Consider the following 21,192-nt stretch of genomic DNA (forward strand, 5'->3'; position numbering starts at 1 on the left):
CATGAAAGATTGGAGTGAGGCATTTAAAAATGCCGGATATAAAAAGGTCGGATTCAAATATTCCAAAACCAACCATTTATTAGTAAAAGCACGTATTAACGGAATTTCCGGAGATTTTATTCTTGATACCGGAGCTTCGGCAACTTGTGTGAGCAAAGATGAGGTGGAACATTTCAACCTGCATTCCGAGCTGTCTGAAACCAAGGCTTCCGGTGCCGGAGCAGTCGATATGGAAACGGCTTTGTCCGAAAACAACGAACTCAAATTGGGGCATTGGAAAATAAAATCACTTTCACTCATTATTTTGGATTTATCACATGTAAATCAGGCACTGACGATGCAAAATGTCAAACCTGTTCATGGTATTATTGGTGCCGATGTACTCCTGGAAGGACAGGCTGTTATTGATTATGGTCAGAAAAAACTGTATTTACGATGATTGTTTTTTCCATTCCTCAGCTACTTTGTCTAACTCCTGATACCATTCTTCTCCAAATTTTCTGATTAAAGGTTCTTTAAGGAATTGATATACAGTAACTCCAAGCTCTTTGCCTAAGGAGCAGGCATCATCACAGATATACCATTTGTGGTAGTTTATTGCTGAAAATTGAGCATATTCCTTAATTCGTATCGGATATAAATGACACGAAATCGGTTTTTTCCAGTCGATTTCCTTGTTGTTGTATGCCTGTTCAATGGCACAGAGAGCTGTTTTCCCGTCGAAAATTACATAGGCACATTCCTTCCCGTCAATCAATGGCGTTTCATAGCCTTGATCTTCGCCGGTAACCCATTTGCCTTGTTGCTCAATGCTTTCAATGCCTTCGGGTCGCAGATAGGGTTTTACTTTGTCGTAAATATCGTCCAGAATTTGGGTTTCTTCCTTGTCGATCGGGGCACCGGCATCACCGTCAATACAGCATTGACCATGGCATGCCGAGAGGTTGCACACAAATTCTTTCTCAAGAACTTCATCTGAAACAATCGTGTTTCCTATTTGGAACATACAAAATATTTTTTGCAAAAATACAACTTATTTGCAGAAGACATCATAAGCTGAATTACAAAACAATTGACGAGTTTAATAAACTAAAATATAGCTTAACCTATACTATACTTATTTAAAATTATGTAAATCATACATTGCGTCGTTAACCAATTGCCTATGTGTGCTAATTTGAGAGCTTACCCTATTAGACAACAAAAACCAGAAAAGTCACTTATTAATCTGTAAAAAACCACTTTAGATTCATTCGTTTAGCAAAAAATATTATCGTTTGGGTAGTACAAGTCTCAATTCATTCTATTATATTTGACATAAAATTTAATTTAACAACAGATGATAAAAAAGTTGACCTTTTTGGGTTGTATGCTTTTGTCCACCACCTTTTGGGGACAAGAAACGATTCAAAAAACAGACCGCAACAACTACGCTTATGAAATAGTTGAAAACGATCCGACTAACACCCGGATTTACACTTTGTCTAACGGAATGAAAGTGTATCTGGCTCAAAATAAAGACGAGCCACGTATCCAAACTTATATTCCTGTACGAGCCGGTTCTAATGACGATCCAGCAGAATACACCGGTTTGGCACATTATTTAGAGCACATGCTTTTTAAAGGAACGTCCAAAATCGGGTCGCACGATTGGGAAACCGAAAAAATGTATCTGAAACAAATTTCAGATTTGTACGAAAAGCACAAAAACGAAACGAATCCTGACAAAAAATTAGCGATTTACCGCGAAATTGACTCTGTTTCCAACATCGCTTCTCAGTACGCGATTGCGAATGAATACGATAAAATGATTTCTTCGCTCGGTGCTTCAGGAACCAATGCCCATACTTGGTTTGAAGAAACGGTTTATAAAAACAACATTCCGTCGAATGAACTGGAAAAATGGATGATTATCGAATCCGAAAGATTTTCTGAACTGGTTTTAAGGTTGTTTCATACAGAGTTAGAAGCGGTTTACGAGGAATTTAACCGTTCGCAAGACAACGATTTTCGTTTGATGCATTATGCCATGTTGGAAAATCTTTTTCCGGAAAGTAATTACGGTCAGCAAACCACTATCGGAAAGTCGGAGCATTTGAAAAATCCGTCGTTGGTAGCTATCGAAAATTATTTTCATAAATATTATGTGCCGTCAAATATGGCAGTGATTTTGGTGGGTGATTTGGAGTTTGAACCGACGATTCAATTGGTGGACAAGTATTTTGGTAAACTAAAAAAAGGGGAAACACCTGAAAGATACGTTGCCAAAGAAAAACCATTGACAAAGATTAAAGAAGTCGAAGTTTTTAGCCCGTCTGCTGAAAGAATGCAAATGGCTTTCCGCCTTGGTGGCGTGCACACAAAAGATGCACAGCTGCTGAAAATCATGGATATGCTGTTGTCAAATAGCACGGCAGGTTTAATCGATTTGAACATCAACCAAAAGCAATTGGCACAATATGTAGGTGCTAGTCCGCAAATTATGAAGGATTATTCTTCGCATGTTTTTACCGGAATGCCTAAGCAAGGACAAACCTTGGAGGAAGTAAAAGCTTTGATTTTGGGTGAAATCGATAAAATCAAAAAAGGTGATTTTGAAGATTGGATGATTGAGGCTGTTATCAACGACTTCAAAAAGCAAGAACAACGTGTGTACGAAAGTACCAACGGATTGGCAACCAATATGTATCAAAATTTTATTAAAGAAAGAAGTTGGGCGGATTACATCAACGAATTGGATAAACTTTCGCAAATCACTAAGGCTGATATTGTGAAATTTGCCAACGAAAATTACAAAGACAACTACGTGGTGGTGTACAAACGCCAAGGCGAAAACAAAGACTTGGTAAGAGTGGAAAACCCAGGCATCACGCCTATTAGCCTGAACCGCGAAAATGAATCAGATTTCTATAAAGATTTCATGAAACTGACCGTGGACGAAATTCAGCCTGTTTTTGTTGATTTTGACGAATCTATCCACAGAGAAAAATTGAGAAACACTGATTTTTCTTGGATTGAAAATAACACCAACGATATTTCGGGCTTGTATTACATTACAGAAATGGGCTCAGATCATGACAAAAAGCTTTCTTTGGCGATTAATTATTTAGATTATTTGGGAACTTCAAAATATTCCCCAGAAGAATTGAAAAAGGAGTTTTACAAAATCGGGATTGATTACGGCGTGGGTGCAGGTACGCAACGTTCGTTTATTTACCTGAACGGGCTGCAAGAAAACATAGAAGAGGGAGTCCAGTTGTTGGAGCATTTATTGGCTGATGCCCAGGCAGATGAAGACGCTTATGCACGATATATCGAGAGAATTCTGAAAAGTCGTTCGGATGCTAAAGTAAATAAAAATAGCATACAATCTGCTTTAAATCAATATGTTACTTATGGTGAAAACAGCCGTTTCAGAGATATTTTGACCGAAGCGGAATTAAAAGCGATTAACCCGCAAGAACTGGTAGATTTGATTAAAAACTTTTTGGCTTACAAGCATCAAATTTTCTATTACGGAAATGATGTGCAAACTACGAAAACAGCTTTAAGTAATTACCATGATTTTGGCAAGCAAAAAGCAATTCCGGCAGCGAAAGTTTATCCTCAACCGGCAACAGACGGAAAAATTTACTTTACGCCTTACGACATGGTTCAGGCTGAAATTTCTTTCCGTGCTCGCGAACAAAAGTTTGACAAAGATTTATTGACAGTTTCGGGAGTTTTCAATCAGTATTTTGGCTCAGGATTATCCTCGATTATCTTCCAGGAAATCCGCGAATCGAAATCTTTGGCGTATTCTGCTTATACATTTTATGCCAATGCAAGCAGAGCCGATGAGTACAACTATATTTATGCCTACATCGGTACGCAAGCAAACAAATTGCCAGAAGCGGTTGATGCTGTGATGGACTTATTGACCGAAATGCCAAAAGCTGAAAATCAGTTTTTAAATTCAAGAAATGCGGCTTTAAAACAAATGGCAACAAGCCGATACACCAAGTCGAGCATTTTCTTTTATTGGTTGAGTTTGCAAGACCGCGGTATCGATTATGACATCAATAAAGATATTTACACGCAAACGCAAAACATCAGTTTAAACGACCTTGAAAGCTTTTTTAACAGCCGAATCAAAGGAAAAAAATTCAATGTTGGTTTGATTGGAGACAAAGAGAACTTGGATTGGGAAGCTATCGAAAAGATGGGTAAAGTCCAGGAAGTAAACTTAGAAGAATTATTTGGGTACTAAATAAATTTGCTAAACCCGTAGTTCATCATGAACTACGGGTTTATAATATAATCCATAATTGTCCTTTCAGTACTGAACGCAACAAATAATCTTTTCATTATTTGCCGGTTCTAAATACATTAATACCTTTGCCAAAATTTTGAAAAAATGGACGTAAACATAAATGTAAAAGAAATATTTACGGCAAGCATGATTATCTTTGCGGTAATTGATATTTTGGGTTCTATCCCGATTATTATAGATTTGAGAAACCGTGTCGGCGAAATTCAATCCCGAAAAGCATCGATAGTTTCGGCAGTGATTATGATTGCTTTTTTGTTTATCGGAGAAAGGATTTTGAATCTGATAGGAATTGACGTAAATTCATTTGCTGTTGCCGGAGCGTTTGTGTTGTTTTTCCTGGCATTAGAGATGATTCTGGGCGTTTCGATTTATAAAGACGAAGCTCCTGAAACAGCCTCAATCGTGCCGTTGGCATTTCCGCTGATTGCCGGTCCCGGTGTGATGACAACCATCTTGGCACTTCGGGCTGAATATGAGGTGATTAACCTTGTTTTTGCAATTATTATCAACGTGACTGTGGTCTTTTTTGTGCTGATTATGTCCAGCAGGATAGAAAAACGACTCGGAAAATCCGGGTTGAGTGTTATCCGTAAGGTTTTTGGCGTGGTGTTGCTGGCAATAGCTGTTAAATTATTTGCGTCCAATGTTAAAGACTTGTTCGTTTAAAAGATGATTATTACTTTCGTAACAAATATTATGTAGAATGAAGTATGTGACGTATCTCATATTTATTGTGGGAATAGTATTGATTGTTGTTAATACCATGAAGTTGGATTTTTCTGATATTTTTCACGGAGACAGTTTAGTCGCATTAATCAGTATTGTGGCCGTGCTTTGTGGATTGTGCCTTTTCGCTATCTTCAGAATGTCAAAATCCATAGACGAAAAAACGAAGTAATGTATGACTGATGTTTTCATCATTGGCGGAGGTCCGGCAGCAGTTTCCTGTGCTTTGGTGCTTGGGTCGGCTTACCGGAAAGAATTTGCCTCTGCCAGGAAAATAACTTTGCTTGCTCATCAAAAAGCCTCTTACCTGCAAGATGCTTTGCTGAACAATGTTTATGGTATTCTGCCCGGAACTTCAGGCAAAGATTTGCTCCATGAGTCACTCAGTCATTTACAGCAAACCTATCCTCATGTTGAAATTATCCATAACGAAAAAGTAACTGAAGTTATCCGTCTAAACGCTGGGTTCCAAATCAAAACAAACGAAAATATTTATCTGGCAAAAACGGTAGTTGTCGCTACGAATTCGACTTCTGCTTTTAACATCGAAGGGCTGACCAAATATATTATTCCACACGAAAAATCTATTCCGTCAAAAAATCGCGTTCAATTAAAAAATGACAACCATTTGGTCGATGACAACCTTTTTGTGGCAGGAACTTTGGCAGGATTGCCAAGTCAGGTAAGCATTGCTGCCGGCAGCGGAGCATTTGTCGCCACAGAAATATTAACCCAATGGAACAACGGATTACCGGCACATTCACACGATTCTATCAAAAAATAATCTGTTTTTTGAACCCAAAACCATAGCTTTTCATGTTAGAACAAGAAGAAATTATATACGAAAAAACAGTTATCGTCGGGCTGATTACACAGCAGCAATCCGAAGATAAGCTACAAGAATATCTCGACGAATTGGAATTCCTGACCTATACCGCAGGTGGCGAAGTCGTTAAGAGATTTACCCAAAAATTGGAAAAACCAAACCCGAAAACTTTTGTTGGAACAGGAAAATTGGAACAAATTGAATTGTTTATTAAAGAGAATGATGTTAGCACCGTTATTTTTGATGATGAACTATCTCCGGCTCAGCAAAACAATCTGTCCAAAATGCTGGATTGCAAAGTGCTGGATAGAACCAACCTGATTTTGGATATTTTTGCCCAGCGGGCACAAACTTCTTATGCCCGTACGCAGGTAGAACTGGCTCAGTTTGAATATCTTTTACCCAGACTGACCGGAATGTGGACGCATTTGGAACGTCAACGTGGAGGTATCGGAATGAGAGGTCCCGGAGAAACAGAAATCGAAACCGATAGACGAATTGTCCGTGACCGAATTGCCTTACTGAAAGATAAACTCAAAAAAATTGACCGGCAAATGGCCGTTCAACGCAGCAACAGAGGTGCAATGGTTCGTGCGGCTTTGGTCGGATATACCAATGTAGGCAAATCTACCTTGATGAACATGATGGGCAAGAGCGAGGTTTTTGTGGAAAACAAACTTTTTGCAACACTCGATACCACTGTGCGTAAGGTAGTTATAAAAAATTTACCCTTTTTGCTTGCCGACACGGTTGGGTTTATCCGCAAGTTACCTACTCAGTTGGTCGAATCATTCAAAAGTACTCTGGACGAGGTTCGCGAAGCCGATTTGCTGTTACATGTGGTTGATATTTCTCACCCGGATTTTGAAGACCATATCGAAGCGGTTAATCAGATTTTAAAGGAAATCGAAAGTGATGATAAACCTACGTTAATGATTTTCAATAAAATAGATACTTATTCGCCCGAACATTATGATGAGGAAGATTTGATGCAGGAACGTACGTCTAAACATTACTCTATTGGCGAATGGAAAAAAACATGGATGAACAAAGTAGGCGAAAATAATGCCATATTTATTTCGGCTGTCGAAAAAGAAAATATTGAAGAATTCCGGGCAAAAGTATATGAAGCGGTTCGGGAAATACACATTACCCGATTCCCGTACAACCATTTTCTGTATCCGGAATATGACCAAAATATGAACGACGAATCATAAACAAGGTTCTAAAACAACAGTTTTTAGTTCTAAATAAATATAAAAATGAAATTTAACACGCTAACCATACACGGCAAGCAACAAGCCGACCCATGTACCGGAGCTGTAATGCCTCCGGTTTATCATACTTCTACATTCAAACAAAAAAGCCCCGGTGTGCATTCGGGATACGAATACAGCCGTGCCGACAATCCGACTCGTACAGCCTTGGAAAAAGCGTTGGAAAGTATTGAAGGCGGTGCGAGAGGACTGGCTTTTTCCTCCGGATTAGCGGCTATCGACTGCGTGATGAGATTGCTGAAACCCGGCGATGAGGTGGTGGCTATGGACGATTTGTATGGCGGAACTTTCCGTTTGTTTACTAAGTTTTATGAACCTATCGGTATCAAATTTACATTTGTGGATATGAGCCAACCGGAGGAAATCAGCAGATATATTAACGAAAACACAAAACTCATTTGGGTAGAAACACCTACCAATCCGTTGATGAAACTGGCAGATATTGAGAGGATTGCTCAAATAACCAAAGAAAAAAATGTGCTGTTTGCTGTAGATAATACTTTCGCAACGCCTTATCTGCAAAAACCACTTGAGTTGGGTGCGGATATCGTGATGCATTCGGCTACCAAATATTTGGGCGGACACTCAGATGTAGTTGCCGGAGCGTTGGTTATCAAAGATGAAAAATTGGGCGAACAGTTGCATTTCACACAATTCGCTACCGGAGCTACTTTAGGTCCGCAGGAAAGTTTTCTTGTGCTTCGTGGTATAAAAACGCTGCATTTGCGTATGCAAAGACATAGCGAAAACGGGTTAAAAGTTGCTCAATATTTGACGGAACACCCGAAAGTGGACAAAGTATTTTATCCCGGTTTAACCAGCCACCCGCAATATGAATTGGCAAAAAAACAAATGGTCGGAGGTTTTGGCGGAATGGTTTCGTTCACGTTCAAATCCGGCGAAAAACAAGACGCAATTTCATTTCTGGAAAAGCTAAAAGTGTTTACGCTCGCTGAGTCGCTGGGCGGTGTGGAATCTTTGGCGAATCACCCGGCAATGATGACACACGCGTCTATTCCGGCAGAAAAAAGAGCCGAAATCGGAATTACCGACGATTTAATCCGGCTTAGTGTTGGCGTAGAAGATATTGACGATTTAATTGCAGATATTGATATGGCGATAAAATAATGATGCTGTTTTAGAATCTTTATTATCTTTGTTTAGCACAACAATAAAAACAACAACAAATGAAAATAGCTATTGGCAACGACCACGCCGGACCTGATTACAAAAACGCCATTGTGCAAATGTTACAGCAAAGAGGTGTTGAGGTGGTTAATTACGGGGCAGATTCTTTTGATTCGGTAGATTATCCCGATTTCGGACACAAAGTGGCAAAAGATGTAGAAGAAGGAAAAGCTGATTTCGGCATTGTGATTTGCGGAAGCGGAAACGGCATCGCTATGACGGCTAATAAGCATCAGGGTGTGCGGTGTGCCTTGTGCTGGACGAAAGAAATTGCCGAACTGGCACGTCAGCATAATAATGCAAATGTGATTTCTATTCCGGCACGATTTACCGCAATTCCGCAAGCTGTGGCTATGGTGGAAACTTTTCTGGATACGGATTTCGAAGGAGGTCGTCACGCCAACAGAGTGAACAAAATAGCCTGTTCGTAAAGGAATAAAAACTACATAATCAAAAACGAGGAATTTCCTCGTTTTTTTGTACTGATAAATTATCGTATTTTTGAACGAATACAACTTAATATTATGACCGAAAACCGCCTTTTTCTTTTAGATGCTTATGCCTTGATTTTCAGAGGATATTATGCCTTTATCAAAAACCCGAGAATCAATTCCAAAGGAATGGACACTTCGGCGATAATGGGATTTATGAATTCTTTACTTGATGTAATCAAAAAAGAACGGCCGTCGTTGTTGGCAGTTGCTTTCGACAAAGCCGGAAGTGAGTCGAGAACGGCACTTTTTCCGGAATACAAAGCCAATCGGGACGCAACACCCGAAGCCATCAAAATTGCGGTGCCTTATATACAGGAACTGCTCAAAGCAATGCATATTCCGATTATCGAAATACCCGGTATCGAGGCAGATGACTTGATAGGAACGCTTGCTAAACAAGCTGAAAAAGAAGGCTATACGGTATACATGGTTACGCCGGATAAAGATTTTGCTCAATTGGTGTCTGAAAATATTTTCATGTACCGCCCTTCCCGAATGGGTAACGGACCAGAGATTTGGGGCATACCTGAAGTACAGGAAAAATTTGGCGTGGAACAACCCGAGCAAGTCATTGATTTTTTAGGAATGATGGGAGATGCCATAGATAATATTCCCGGATTACCGGGAGTAGGAGAGAAAACTGCTAAAAAGTTTCTGGCAGAGTTCGGTTCGATGGAAAATCTTTTGGCAAATACCGACAAGCTGAAAGGCAAAATGAAAGAAAAAGTCGAAGAGAGCAAAGAATTAGGGTTGCTTTCTAAAGAACTGGCAAGGATACAATTAGATTGCCCTGTACAGTTCGAGGCGGAGAAATTCAGATTGGAGCAACCCGATACCGAAAAAACAGATGCCTTGTTTGATGAACTGGAATTTCGCAGAATCAAACAGCAATTTGATGTTTTGTTTCAAAGCATAAATAATCCGGATTTACCGGCTGAAATAGTTGAAAACAAAACTACCGCAAACAAAACTGTCTCTGGTATGCAAACGAGTTTGTTTGAACTCGGCGATGAAGAAAACACGAATACCGAACATACGGGTAAGAAAACACTTTATGATACACCGCATTTATATCAGCTCATCAACACGGAAAAGTCGATTGATATACTCATTCAAACACTTTGCCGTCAAACGGAGGTTTGTTTCGACACAGAAACAACGGGCATCAATGCTTTGGAAGCCGAACTTGTAGGAATTTCTTTTTCCTGGCAGGCAGGCAGTGCGTTTTATGTGCCTTTTCCGGAAGACAAAAATGAAACCCAGCATTTGATTAACCGGTTTAAGCCGTTTTTTGAAGATGAAAACATTAGTAAAGTAGCCCAAAATATTAAATATGACCTCAAAGTTCTTCATAAGTACGGTGTTGAAGTAAAAGGACTTTTCTTCGATACGATGATTGCCCACCATCTGATTAATCCGGATATGCGTCACAATATGGATATTTTGTCGGAAACTTATCTGGGGTATTCGCCCGAGCCGATAGAAAATCTTATCGGAAAAAAAGGCAAAGGACAGAAAAGTATGCGAAATGTACCATTGGAAGATATTAAAGAATATGCCGGCGAAGATGCAGATATTACCTGGCAACTCAAAAATATTTTCCAGAAAAGATTAAAAGAAACCTATACTGAAGATTTATTTTATCAGTTAGAAAGCCCTCTGATTCCGGTATTAACCGATATGGAAATCAGCGGAATTAAACTCGATACCGATTATCTGAAAAATCTTGCCGAAGAGCTTTCAGAAGAGGCGGCAAAGCTGGAGCAAAAAATTTATGAACAAGCCGGAGAAAAATTTAACCTTGCCTCGCCGAAGCAATTAGGCGATATTCTGTTTGACAAACTGAAAATAGGTGGAGTAAAACCTAAGAAAACCAAAACCGGACAATACGCCACCGGTGAAGAAATATTGAGCGGTCTGGCAAAAGATTATCCGATTGTACAAGATATTTTGGAATGGAGGCAGATTGTGAAATTGCAGAACACTTATGTGGAGGCACTTCCTCGTCAGGCAGATAAAACCGGGCGTGTGCATACGGTGTATTTACAAACGGTTGTTGCCACCGGCCGGTTGAGCTCGAATAATCCGAATTTGCAAAATATCCCAATCCGAACAGAAAGGGGGCAGCGTGTGCGGAAATCTTTTGTGGCGACTGACAATGACCACATTTTGCTCGCTGCCGATTATTCACAGATAGAATTAAGAATTATCGCGGCACTCAGCAAAGAACCGAATATGATTGCGTCGTTTAAAAACGGAGAAGATATCCACCGTGCGACAGCGGCAAGAGTTTTTAATGTTCCGTTGGAAGAAGTTACCCGCGAACAGCGGAGCCACGCCAAAACAGTGAATTTCGGGATTATTTATGGTGTTTCAGCTTTTGGGTTGAGCAATCAAACCAATCTGTCCCGTTCCGAAAGCCAGGAGTTGATAAATGCCTATTATGACACTTATCCGCAGTTGAGAAAATATATCCAGCAGCAGATTGATTTTGCCCGTGAGCATGGTTATGTACAAACTGTTTTGGGCAGAAGACGTTACCTGAAAGATATTAATTCCAGAAATGCAGTAGTCAGAGGAGGAGCGGAGCGGAACGCGGTCAATGCTCCAATACAAGGTTCTGCGGCAGATATTATCAAAATTGCGATGATTAATATTTATCAAAAACTCAGAGAAAAAAATATGCAGACAAAAATGTTGCTGCAGGTACACGATGAGCTGGTTTTTGACGTGCCTAAGACAGAACTTGACGAGGCCAAATCACTTATTCGTCATGAAATGGAAAATGCTTTCCAGTTAGATATTCCTTTGATTGTTGATTTAGGCGAAGGAACGAATTGGCTGGAGGCTCATTAAAGTGAAAAAGCATATAAACATTTGATCTCTCTGAGGTCTTTTTTAACCTGCAAAAATCCCGACACTTTATTGTGCCGGGATTTTTTCGATATATTAGTTGTTTTTTGTTATCTGCTGCTTCTGCCTCCACCTCTTGATGAAGATGCTCCGCTTGATCTGCTCATGCTGCCTGAACTTCTTGACATGCTTGGTGCAGAACTTCTTGAAATACTTGGCGATGAGCTTCTGCTGATGTTAGAAGATGAAGACGAAGGTCTTGCATTGCTTCTTGTGCTGGAAGCCGGTGCCCGATATGAGCGGCTTGTGGTCGTAGAACTTCTTTGTATGCGTTGACGTTGTGGAGTAGTTGACGTTGAGTTACTTCTCACGGTTGCTCTGTTTCCGCTTGAGTTTACTCTCGTTCCGCTATTTCCGATAGTAGAGGACACTCTGTTTTGTCTTGCTCTTGTATTGGCTTCGCTGTTGAAGTCTGAACGAACTCTGGTTGAAGTTCTCGCTGTATTATCACGGGAAATTGTATTTCCTGTTGCTCTGGTTACAGCTGAACGACCTTCGCCGTTTTGTCGTACACTACTTCTTGTAGTTGCCCGGTTATTGTTATTCAATCTGCTGTTGTCGCTGCGATTCACTACACCGTTCACATTTCTGGAAATTCCTCGGCTGCTTTCTAAAGCATGTCTGTTTTTGACAGAGGCGTTTCTTGAGGTAAATGTTCTGGACGGATTCGAGTTAGCATAAGCTCTTCTGCTTACAGATGAATAGATGTTATTGGCTCGTGATATTCTTCGGTTTTCGGTATATACATATCTGTTTCTTGTATTAATATGTCTGTGTACATGTCTGTGATAGGTATATATCGGCATTGGAGCCCAATAGCTGAAATAGGTTGGGTAATATCCCCAGTACCATGGCGAATAGTATGGTCTGTAGTGGGTTGCCCAAAAGAAATCAAAGAAAACAGGTGTTCTGTAATAATAAGGCTCATAGATATAATTCGGACCGTAAATGAAAGGGTCTCCTACAATCTGTACATAAACCTTACCAGATGAACGTTGTTTTTCTATTTCAATCGTTGCCACGTCCTGGAATAAATCCTGTCCTAAAACTGATTGAACCACAACGATTCTTTTGTTTCCGTCTGCGACTTCAATTACTCTCAGATAATCAACATATCCGTCTCCGTTTAGGTCAAGGTTAGATAGTTGTAATGACGGGTCATTGAGTCTTTGTTCAAAATCTTCCAAATCTCTGGAATCTCCGAAAATTGACGCCACCGCCTGCAAGTCTAAATTGTCTGATATGTCTGCGGTGTTAGCCGTTACTACTGCGGTGGTGTTCCGTTGAGCGTAGGTAGTCACTGAAAACAGAACTGTTGCAAGACCGAGCAGTATGTATTTTAAAGTTTTCATAGTCTGTATATTTTTAATTAATAAATCATTTTCTGTTAGTAAGAAATCAACTACCATGCCAAACTACTTTTTTGGGATGCTTATCTTCCTAAAAACAAACAGAGCCGGGATTTTCCCGGCTCTGTTTACTGTATTTAAAGATTGATTATTTTCTTAGAATAATAAATTCTGATCTTCTGTTCATGGCGTGTTGTTCGTCTGTACAATTCTCGCCACAATCAATTGCCGGAGAACTTTCTCCATAACCTTGTGCCTCCAATCGGTCAGGGCTTATTGCCTGAGAAATCAGATATTGGCGTGTAGCCATAGCTCTTTGTTGTGACAAGTTCAGGTTGTATGCATCACTACCTCTGTTGTCTGTATGTGCTTCGATTTTGATTCGCATAGTTGGGTTGTTCTGCATAATCTGAACTAATTTGTTCAATTCAAAAGCACCTTGTTGCGTGATATTCGATTTGTTGAATTCGAAATAAATATCACCTAATTCGATTTTCTTCGGTAACACAATCATTTCGATTGGTCGGATACTTACATCTACCGGTTTTTTACCGCCTTTTGTTCTTTCCAATTCGATGGTTTTATTTTCATAGTCAGGTCGGGTAACCTGCAAAGAGAAGTTTCTCTGACAATCGACATCATACCGCACGATACCGAAACTATCAGTAAATCTTGTGTCAATAATATTACCGTCGTGGTCTAAAATACTTACTTCAGAGTCTTTCAGAATGTTTCCTGTTTTGGCATCGGTTACAGTAATCACAAATTCTTCCACACAAACAGGGAATACCTTGTAAATATCATCACGTCCTACGCGGTTGGTGGACAAGAATCCAATATTTTTTTCAGGATAAAAAGACATGGCAAAGTCATCTTTTTGTGTGTTTACAGGGTCTCCCAGGTTAACCGGAGTTGCTCCCGGACTTTCCAGGTCAATCATATAAACATCTAAACCTCCAAAACCTTGTAAGGCATCAGAAGAATAGTATAACTTACCATTTTCTGCAATAAAAGGAAAAGATTCTCTACCTTCAGTATTAATAGCAGGGCCCATATTTTCTGGTTCGCCGTAGCTACCATCTTCATCAACAGATACCTTCCAGATATCCATTCCGCCGAATGTACCTGGCATATCAGAAGCGAAATATAAGGTTTTTCCGTCAAGAGAAACGCTCGGATTACTTACGGAATATTCAGCTCCGTTGAATGGAACCGGTTCGATATCTCCCCATTTTTTACCGTTGAACTTAGCCCGGAAAACATTTACTTTTCCGAGTTTCAGTCTTTTTTCTTTGTTTAAATCGTATTTTTTATCACGGAAACTTTCACTGGAAAAGTACATTGTTTGCCCGTCTTTTGTGATAGTAACTGGACCGTCGTGATATTTTTTAGTGTTGATTTCCTCTACCGGCTCGATTTCGGTAAATTTCCCGTCTTCCAAATTATATTTTCCTGCAAACACATCTAAATAAGGTTGTTCGTCCCAGCCATATTTTTTCCCGCGTTCGTTACGTGCAGTAGTAAAATAGAAGGTGTTGTCTTCAGTTAAAACACCAGCAAAATCCGAGTATCTCGCGTGATTCATTCCACTGTCTTCAAATGTAAACAAGGCTTCTTGCGAACGAAGGCTCGGAATATAATTAGGTTCTTTTAGAAACTCAATAGCTCTGGAATCGTCAGGGTTACGGTCGGCAAATTTTTTGAATGCTTTGTTAGATGCCTCGTAACGGCCACTGGCTTTGAGCATTTGTGCGTACCGATAGTAAATGTCTCCTTCGAGGTTTGGATTTACAGCTAAAGCCTTTCCGTACCATTTGGCAGATTCTACCGTATTGAAAATATTGTAGTAACAATCTCCCAAACGGATATTGATATAATTGTCTGTTTTATCTCCGCGGACTAATTTCCGGTATAACTGAGCCGCTTCGGCATACTCATATTTGTCAAAATGTGTATCAGCCATTTTGAGTTGTTCTTCCGGGGTATAAACGAATTGTGCGTGCCCTATGAAGAAGCAACACATAAATATTAAGCTAAGGTATATTTTTCTCATACTGTCAGAATTGTATTTTTAGAAATATCTTGGTGAACTGGATACTCTTCTTTTATAGAAGATGTCAAACAACAGAATAACCTCGTGTGAGCCTGATGCGGCTAATCTGATATCAGAAGTAACATAATCGTAAGCATAACCAATTCTGAGATTTGGCATTACAGCGTAATTAACCATTCCTCCAAAAGAATCTTCTAATCTGTATGTCACACCGAATTCCAGTTTGTTGTTCCACATGGCATTCACAGATAAATCAACTGACAAAGGTGAATTGGTTGCCATTTTTAACATGGTGGAGGGGCGTAATTTCCATTGGTAATCCAACTCAAATACGTAACCACCGGTTAAGAACATGTGCATAGTTTCCGAACCAAACTTCCGGTCGTTTTTGGTCATATAAGTGTTTTGCAGAAAGTTAGGAATACCTAAACCTATATAATAATTGTCGGTGTAGTAAAATGCACCTGCACCCACGTTGAAGAAAGAAGAACTTTCGTCAAAGGCAAACATCGGGTCATTGGGGTCAGGTACGAAATCACTTACTTTAGACCTTAAGTTGTTCTGTAGCATGGTCATACCGGCTTTAACCCCCAAGGCAAGTTTGTGACGTCCACCTAATTCCAAGGTATAGGAAAAGTCGGCATAAACGTTATTTTCCTCGGTTGGTCCTAATCGGTCTGAAATAGCAGAAATCCCGACACCTACTTTTTTACCCACCCGGCTGTGACCGAACAAGGTAATAGTTTGTGGGGCTCCTTCTAATCCTGTCCATTGATTTCTGTACAAAGCACCTAATGCAAGGGTTTCTTTAGACCCGGCATAGGCGGGGTTAACAACGCTTTGATTGTACATGTATTGCGTGTAATGAGGGTCTTGCTGTGCATATCCTGAATAAGAGAATCCCAGTAACCCTGCAAACATGGTTAGTATAATTTTTTTCATAGAAAACATATTAACTCTAATTATTCGACCAATATATTAAAAAAATATTAAATCCTACAACAGTGCAGGAATAAAATTACAAAAAAATAAGTTTAGGGCAAGTTTTTTCTTGCCCTAAACCTAAAGTTATTTCGTTTCTCTTACCAATTGTACCCAACCTGTAAATTCTTCAACATTTGTTACAATTCGGTAATAGTATGTTCCGTCTGGCAATGAATTACCACTGTTAGACTGACCTTCCCATTCATCAGTATAACCCATGCCATGGGAGTACACTTCACGACCATCACGATTATAAATCTTCAGGTCTAATACCCAGTAACTGCTCAAATCAAAACGGTCATTTAATCCATCCCCGTTTGGTGATATACCCTTAGCTATCAGGCAAGAAGTGTTATCGATTTCAATATAGAATTCTTTCCAGCATCCAAATTCATCTTCTACACGAAGTGTTACTGTTCCAGTATTTCTCACTACGGCCGTGTTTTCGGATACTTTTTCTGCCCCTATCCAGATTAACTCATAGCTTTCAAGTGGGATAGAAACCCGAAGGTTGGTTGCATCGATAATAGTTTCTCCTCCATTACAATAAGAAACCATCTCAAATAATATTGGCTCGCTAATAGTAACTGTTGTTGTATAGCTATCATCCTCACCGCAATTTCCAGGAGCTACTTTATAGTCATAAAGTACTTCATAAGTTCCGGGTATACTTGATTCTACATCTACTTCGCCCGTTTCAGAGTCTATAAATAACCCTGCTGAAGAGCTAAATGTTCCTCCGAAAGTAAACCCATCTGCATAATATGGCAAAGCAAAATCCAAATTGTCGTAGCATAGAATATCATCATAGCTAAACTCCACAACGGGTGTCTCCAAAGGAACTAATATCAGCTCTATCTCTTGAACACTTGAGCAAGAAGATAGTATTGTAGATGATATTTTAGCATAAATTGTTGCATTGCCAGATTCATATAAATCAGGTAACGGATTGGTTCCTGAATTAAGATCATCCATTGAAGCGTATAATTCAATGTCGTAATCACCTAAGTTTAATTCGTCTTTATAGGCACCTAAGTCAAATACCTCAACACCATCATTTAATTCATCACACAATTCTATTGTTTCTGGGATTTGTTCACCATATGAGGCGATGAACATAACATCAATTTCATCAAAAACAACCTCTTCCGTACACATTTCTTTTTCTACCTCCAGTCTGTATGTGCCCGATTGAGTAACTGTGATAGATAATCCATCTTCGCTATATGAATCTGGGTCTATTAATTCATCATTGTGATACCATCTTGTTTCGGTAACATCAGTACTTGTGCCTGCTGATGCAACCTCCCCTTCTAAAATTACTTCTGTTCCCGCACAAACGATAATGTCTTCGCCCAAATCTACTTCACACAAGAAAGAACAATCTGTATTACCTGCTTCTTCATCTTCAATATTGGTTTGATGTAACTTAATATAACCGGGACTACCATTGAAATTAGTAATTAATAAGACATAGATTTGTCCTTCTTGTGCACCTGTTATGCTGAAATTTTCAACAGGAGCGGCAGAATAACTACAATCAACTTCATAAAGAGTAGGATTGTCTAAATCTATTTGCATACACGCATCTTGCATACTATCGAAAGGTCCCCAAGCGATATAATCGACATCTAACCCTGTTCCTGTAGGATTTCCTTCAGCATCAAACGCTGTGTTTTGGATTATTTCAAAATCCAGATCTCCGGATTGGTCTATTTGTAAATAATACCAAACAGGATTTGGCGTACTTCCTAAACATGATAATGAACCATACAAATTACCCACACCACTAACATTTTCAAATAGGATTCCACCTCCTTCTTCCGCACAGAAAGGTTGTGCCTGAGATACCGGGCTGGCGTTAGAGCTAAAAGGAGTACTTATCCATATAGTTTCTCCGTCCTCACCACAGTTTGTCTTTATCCAAAAAATATAGTCTTCGTTCGGTTCAAGATCTGGTATTTGTACAAAATTGTCCTCTACTATTGTGCCCTCGGTTGGTTCAGGTTCTCCATCAAGAGTAACTGCGTATTCCCATGATATTCCCGAGCCTCCTGCTGTCCATGTAACATTTGCTGTCGGTGGTGAGTCACAGGTTACATCTATTTCTATGTCGGTAGGGTCAGGGCAATCAACATTGTATGGCTGGATAAATACGTTGTCAACATATAATCTCCAACCGTCTAATCCTCCTGAAGGGACATGAAACGCAATGTAAACCTCTCCCTGGATAGGGTTACCATCTTCATCTAACAAGTGAATTATTTTCTCTTCGTAAGTTGTATTGCTTGCAACAGTCAAAGGCATTAATTCTAATGTAAAATCATCAGGATTCATGCCTGTAGTAGAGAGCATTACTCGGAAATCATTCGGCTCTGATGAAGATTGAACTCTATAATGGAATTTCAGGAGAGCAGCTCCTAAATCGTTTGTTAAATCTACATGTGGAGTAATTAACCAATCGTCATTATTGCCATTATTAAAATCAGTATTTAGGGAAGCTACTTGATTACCCTCATAAGGATTTGAGGTATAGTTCATATCCCACTCATCACCATCACCATTTTCATCAAGGACGGTCCAACACTGTTCTGTTGTTGAATCCGAATTAAAGCCTTCCCAAAAAGGAATATTAAATGTAGTGCATCCGGTTGTGAATGAGATGCCTGTCCATAAGCTCAAGCCGTCATCTGCCCCGCAATCTGCTCTTACATAAAAAACATACTCTGTTGTTGGATCAAGACCTTCTACAGTATAAGGGTTTTCATTAACTTCTTCATAACCTGTAGTGGCCTCATCAGGAGCATCGCTTCCTACAGGTAAAACTAATACATGCCAAGTATCTTGGCTGTCAGGAGCGGTCCACCCAATCTCTACAGTACTATCAGTTATTTGGACAATGTTGAGCCCAGAAGGAGGCATACAATCCGGTACCTCAATCACAGTAAGTGTATAATCTTCTACTTCACCCCAAGAAATCGTTCCACAAGGTTCTGGATTGGAGTTGTTCCATTGGGCTCTGACTCTCATTTGGTAATCCCCAAGAGGTGTTCCTGCAGGAACTGTAAAGGTTCCTGAAAAACCATTGCCCGTGGCCCCTGAAGCAAAAACTTTTTCACTTTCATCAAATATGAGGTTGTTGTCCCAATCTACCCAGATATTAACCCCCATTCCTGCACTATTGGAGATGGTAAACTCTATTTCTCCTGTTTCAAAATGGGCAACTACCATGCTCGTGAAATCTCCATATCCTCCTGGTGATATTGTTGAACCTGTTTCATTATCAATGTTTAAGATGGCTCCTGAAGTGGAAAATGAAGAAATAACATCTCCGGTATTGGTTGATGAAACCTCGCAATAACCGGTAAAGAAATAAAAAGGACCAGCCCAGGCACTAACACCGTCAGTCCCACAATCACGACGTACATAAAATTCATAACTGGTTTCTTCCTCTAAACCTTCTAGAGTATAAGTGTTGCTTTCGATACCCTCTTCTAAATTTGCATCTGCTTCTCCTTGCTCAAAACCGGCCTCTCCCCACTCGATATCAAATAAATCTCCATCACTTACCCAAGACAAATCGGCAGACTCAAGTGTTATACCATCAACGCCAAGATCTGTTGGAGTTGGACAAGTTATCTCCGAAACTTCAACATTATCAATAGCTCCCGGAGGTTGTGTTCCCACACTTCCATCGTTTCTCCATTCAAACACAAGTCTTACTATTTGACCAGCGTAATCTGTTGATGGAATTTCAAAAAACTGGCTAGTCCAGTCAGTTTGCTGGTTGTAATTTTCTCCAAATTGTACACCACTACTATTTCCTGTAGTGATTTGTGTACCCGGCACAGGAATGTAATCTGTCGGAACAACCCAAACTCTGATATAGTCACAACATGATTCAGCTTGTGCTTTCCAATCAAAAGAGAGCAAGATGCTTTCGGAGTCGGCAGGTATCTGAATATCTCTATAAGCATGCACTACTGTGGATGAAGTATTTGTATAAGCATTTGTATCTCCTTCGTCATTAGAAATGTACAGAGAGTTTCCGTCGTTGCCTGTAGCGTCACCAACTATCCATTGGTTTACTTGCGATCCGTTGCTAAAAGTCCATTCTATATTTCCTTCAAAATCTTCTTCAAAAGGCAATTCTGCCGGAATTTGTGTGGTTGTTGCAGTTATTGGACCTGCCCATAAACTCAAGCCGTCACCATCACCACAATCGGCTCTTACGTATATATCATATTCTGTCGATGATTCTAAAGTTTCTATTGTATAGGGGTTTTCATTGACATTTTCATACCCTGTCGTAGCTTCATCAGGTGCGTCAGTTCCTGCTGGTAATACTAATATATGCCATAAGTCTTGTCCATCAGCAGCTGTCCACTCGATTTCAATGGTGTCAGCAGTTACTTCAACTGAGGTAAGAGCAGTTGGTGGCATACAGTCGGGTGCTTCTGTTACATTGAGAGTAAAATCTACAGTAGTGCCCCAAGAAATATTACCACAGGGATCAGGATCAGCAGAAGAGCCATATTGACCTCTAACACGCATACGGTATTCTCCTATCGCTACAACAGAAGGGATTGTAATAGTTCCTGTTTTAGTAGCATCGTTGTTTGCTAATGAAAACACTTTTTCTTCATCGTCAAATTCTTCATTACCATCAAAGTCAATCCAAATGTTCACACCATTCGCTCCTCCTACATAGGTTGTGGAAATGTCAAAAGACAGTCCTTGTGCTTGCATGATAACCTGATCTGTTTCGTCATCATACGATCCTTCAGGGTGAGAGGTTACAGAATAAGTTACGTTTTGTAATGCATTAGTAGTTGATATTGATGAGAGATGATCGCTGCTATAGGTTGCTGAAACCTCGCAATATTGTGCGTAACTTCCAAAACCAACAAATAACATCAAAAGCATAGCTATGCTTTTGAGCTTATTCGAAAGGAAATCCCGCTCTCTATAATTCGTAGTTTTATACATAATTAGACACTTTAAGTTTATTACTAAAAGGCTAATTTATTGTTTTTAAAACAAATTACAAAAATTTTAACGCTGGTTTTT

The 21,192-nt window shown here is 39.7% G+C and carries 14 protein-coding genes; 9 read left to right on the forward strand and 5 right to left on the reverse strand.

From position 1 onward, the window contains the following. Position 1: 1 nt before the first annotated feature. Positions 2–439: a retropepsin-like aspartic protease gene (locus CDL10_RS01665; RefSeq protein WP_100676922.1), complete on the forward strand. Its 438-nt coding sequence runs from the start codon at positions 2–4 to the stop codon at positions 437–439. Here the strand turns inward: CDL10_RS01665 and CDL10_RS01670 are convergent. After that, complete coding sequence (locus tag CDL10_RS01670) at positions 431–1,006, reverse strand: DUF3109 family protein (protein WP_100676923.1); 576 nt, start codon at positions 1,004–1,006, stop codon at positions 431–433. The two genes, CDL10_RS01665 and CDL10_RS01670, sit on opposite strands and share 9 nt — an antisense overlap. A gap of 333 nt (positions 1,007–1,339) precedes the next feature. Here CDL10_RS01670 and CDL10_RS01675 point away from each other — a divergent pair, with 333 nt between their 5' ends. From CDL10_RS01675 to polA, 8 genes are all read left to right on the forward strand, one after another. Then, positions 1,340–4,249, forward strand: a complete 2,910-nt coding sequence (locus CDL10_RS01675) for a M16 family metallopeptidase (RefSeq protein WP_100676924.1) — start codon at positions 1,340–1,342, stop codon at positions 4,247–4,249. Between the two features lie 147 nt (positions 4,250–4,396). Then, positions 4,397–4,978, forward strand: a complete 582-nt coding sequence (locus CDL10_RS01680) for a MarC family protein (RefSeq protein WP_100676925.1) — start codon at positions 4,397–4,399, stop codon at positions 4,976–4,978. A gap of 37 nt (positions 4,979–5,015) precedes the next feature. Continuing rightward, positions 5,016–5,210 carry a hypothetical protein gene (locus tag CDL10_RS01685; RefSeq protein WP_100676926.1) on the forward strand — a complete coding sequence of 65 codons (195 nt, stop codon included), beginning with the start codon at positions 5,016–5,018 and terminating at the stop codon, positions 5,208–5,210. Positions 5,211–5,213: 3 nt separating this feature from the next. Continuing rightward, on the forward strand, positions 5,214–5,822 hold the full coding sequence (locus CDL10_RS01690) for an FAD-dependent oxidoreductase (RefSeq protein WP_100676927.1): 609 nt from the start codon (positions 5,214–5,216) through the stop codon (positions 5,820–5,822). A 32-nt stretch (positions 5,823–5,854) separates the two neighbouring features. Next, positions 5,855–7,081 carry a GTPase HflX gene (gene hflX / locus CDL10_RS01695; RefSeq protein WP_100676928.1) on the forward strand — a complete coding sequence of 409 codons (1,227 nt, stop codon included), beginning with the start codon at positions 5,855–5,857 and terminating at the stop codon, positions 7,079–7,081. A gap of 45 nt (positions 7,082–7,126) precedes the next feature. Beyond that, positions 7,127–8,269 (forward strand): cystathionine gamma-synthase, encoded by a 1,143-nt coding sequence (locus CDL10_RS01700; RefSeq protein ID WP_100676929.1) that lies wholly within the window; start codon positions 7,127–7,129, stop codon positions 8,267–8,269. 59 nt (positions 8,270–8,328) lie between these two features. Beyond that, positions 8,329–8,760: a ribose 5-phosphate isomerase B gene (rpiB, locus tag CDL10_RS01705; protein ID WP_100676930.1), complete on the forward strand. Its 432-nt coding sequence runs from the start codon at positions 8,329–8,331 to the stop codon at positions 8,758–8,760. A gap of 90 nt (positions 8,761–8,850) precedes the next feature. Next, positions 8,851–11,679, forward strand: a complete 2,829-nt coding sequence (polA, locus tag CDL10_RS01710; RefSeq protein ID WP_100676931.1) for a DNA polymerase I — start codon at positions 8,851–8,853, stop codon at positions 11,677–11,679. Between the two features lie 107 nt (positions 11,680–11,786). On the opposite strand, the gene CDL10_RS01715 is transcribed toward polA, so the two are convergent. The 4 genes from CDL10_RS01715 to CDL10_RS01730 all read right to left on the reverse strand — a co-directional run bounded on the left by CDL10_RS01715 (position 11,787) and on the right by CDL10_RS01730 (position 21,111). Then, the gene (locus tag CDL10_RS01715; RefSeq protein ID WP_100676932.1) at positions 11,787–13,088 is read right to left on the reverse strand and encodes a hypothetical protein; all 1,302 of its coding nucleotides are present in this window, start codon (positions 13,086–13,088) and stop codon (positions 11,787–11,789) included. 145 nt (positions 13,089–13,233) lie between these two features. Continuing rightward, positions 13,234–15,138, reverse strand: a complete 1,905-nt coding sequence (locus tag CDL10_RS01720) for an OmpA family protein (protein ID WP_100676933.1) — start codon at positions 15,136–15,138, stop codon at positions 13,234–13,236. Between the two features lie 18 nt (positions 15,139–15,156). After that, complete coding sequence (locus CDL10_RS01725; protein ID WP_100678602.1) at positions 15,157–16,080, reverse strand: PorP/SprF family type IX secretion system membrane protein; 924 nt, start codon at positions 16,078–16,080, stop codon at positions 15,157–15,159. Positions 16,081–16,206: 126 nt separating this feature from the next. Then, a complete protein-coding gene (locus CDL10_RS01730; RefSeq protein ID WP_100676934.1) occupies positions 16,207–21,111 on the reverse strand; it encodes a GEVED domain-containing protein in 4,905 nt (1,634 codons plus the stop codon). Positions 21,112–21,192: the final 81 nt, after the last annotated feature.

This window comes from Avrilella dinanensis, from assembly GCF_002807015.1.
GTDB classification, from domain to species: Bacteria; Bacteroidota; Bacteroidia; order Flavobacteriales; family Flavobacteriaceae; genus Flavobacterium; species Flavobacterium dinanensis.

Coding starts and splice junctions, on each gene's coding strand:
- CDL10_RS01665 (WP_100676922.1), top strand. CDS start 2: ATGAAAGATTGGAGTGAGGCATTTAAAAATGCCGGATATAAAAAGGTC.
- CDL10_RS01670 (WP_100676923.1), bottom strand. CDS start 1,006: ATGTTCCAAATAGGAAACACGATTGTTTCAGATGAAGTTCTTGAGAAA.
- CDL10_RS01675 (WP_100676924.1), top strand. CDS start 1,340: ATGATAAAAAAGTTGACCTTTTTGGGTTGTATGCTTTTGTCCACCACC.
- CDL10_RS01680 (WP_100676925.1), top strand. CDS start 4,397: ATGGACGTAAACATAAATGTAAAAGAAATATTTACGGCAAGCATGATT.
- CDL10_RS01685 (WP_100676926.1), top strand. CDS start 5,016: ATGAAGTATGTGACGTATCTCATATTTATTGTGGGAATAGTATTGATT.
- CDL10_RS01690 (WP_100676927.1), top strand. CDS start 5,214: ATGACTGATGTTTTCATCATTGGCGGAGGTCCGGCAGCAGTTTCCTGT.
- hflX (WP_100676928.1), top strand. CDS start 5,855: ATGTTAGAACAAGAAGAAATTATATACGAAAAAACAGTTATCGTCGGG.
- CDL10_RS01700 (WP_100676929.1), top strand. CDS start 7,127: ATGAAATTTAACACGCTAACCATACACGGCAAGCAACAAGCCGACCCA.
- rpiB (WP_100676930.1), top strand. CDS start 8,329: ATGAAAATAGCTATTGGCAACGACCACGCCGGACCTGATTACAAAAAC.
- CDL10_RS01715 (WP_100676932.1), bottom strand. CDS start 13,088: ATGAAAACTTTAAAATACATACTGCTCGGTCTTGCAACAGTTCTGTTT.
- CDL10_RS01720 (WP_100676933.1), bottom strand. CDS start 15,138: ATGAGAAAAATATACCTTAGCTTAATATTTATGTGTTGCTTCTTCATA.
- CDL10_RS01725 (WP_100678602.1), bottom strand. CDS start 16,080: ATGAAAAAAATTATACTAACCATGTTTGCAGGGTTACTGGGATTCTCT.
- CDL10_RS01730 (WP_100676934.1), bottom strand. CDS start 21,111: ATGTATAAAACTACGAATTATAGAGAGCGGGATTTCCTTTCGAATAAG.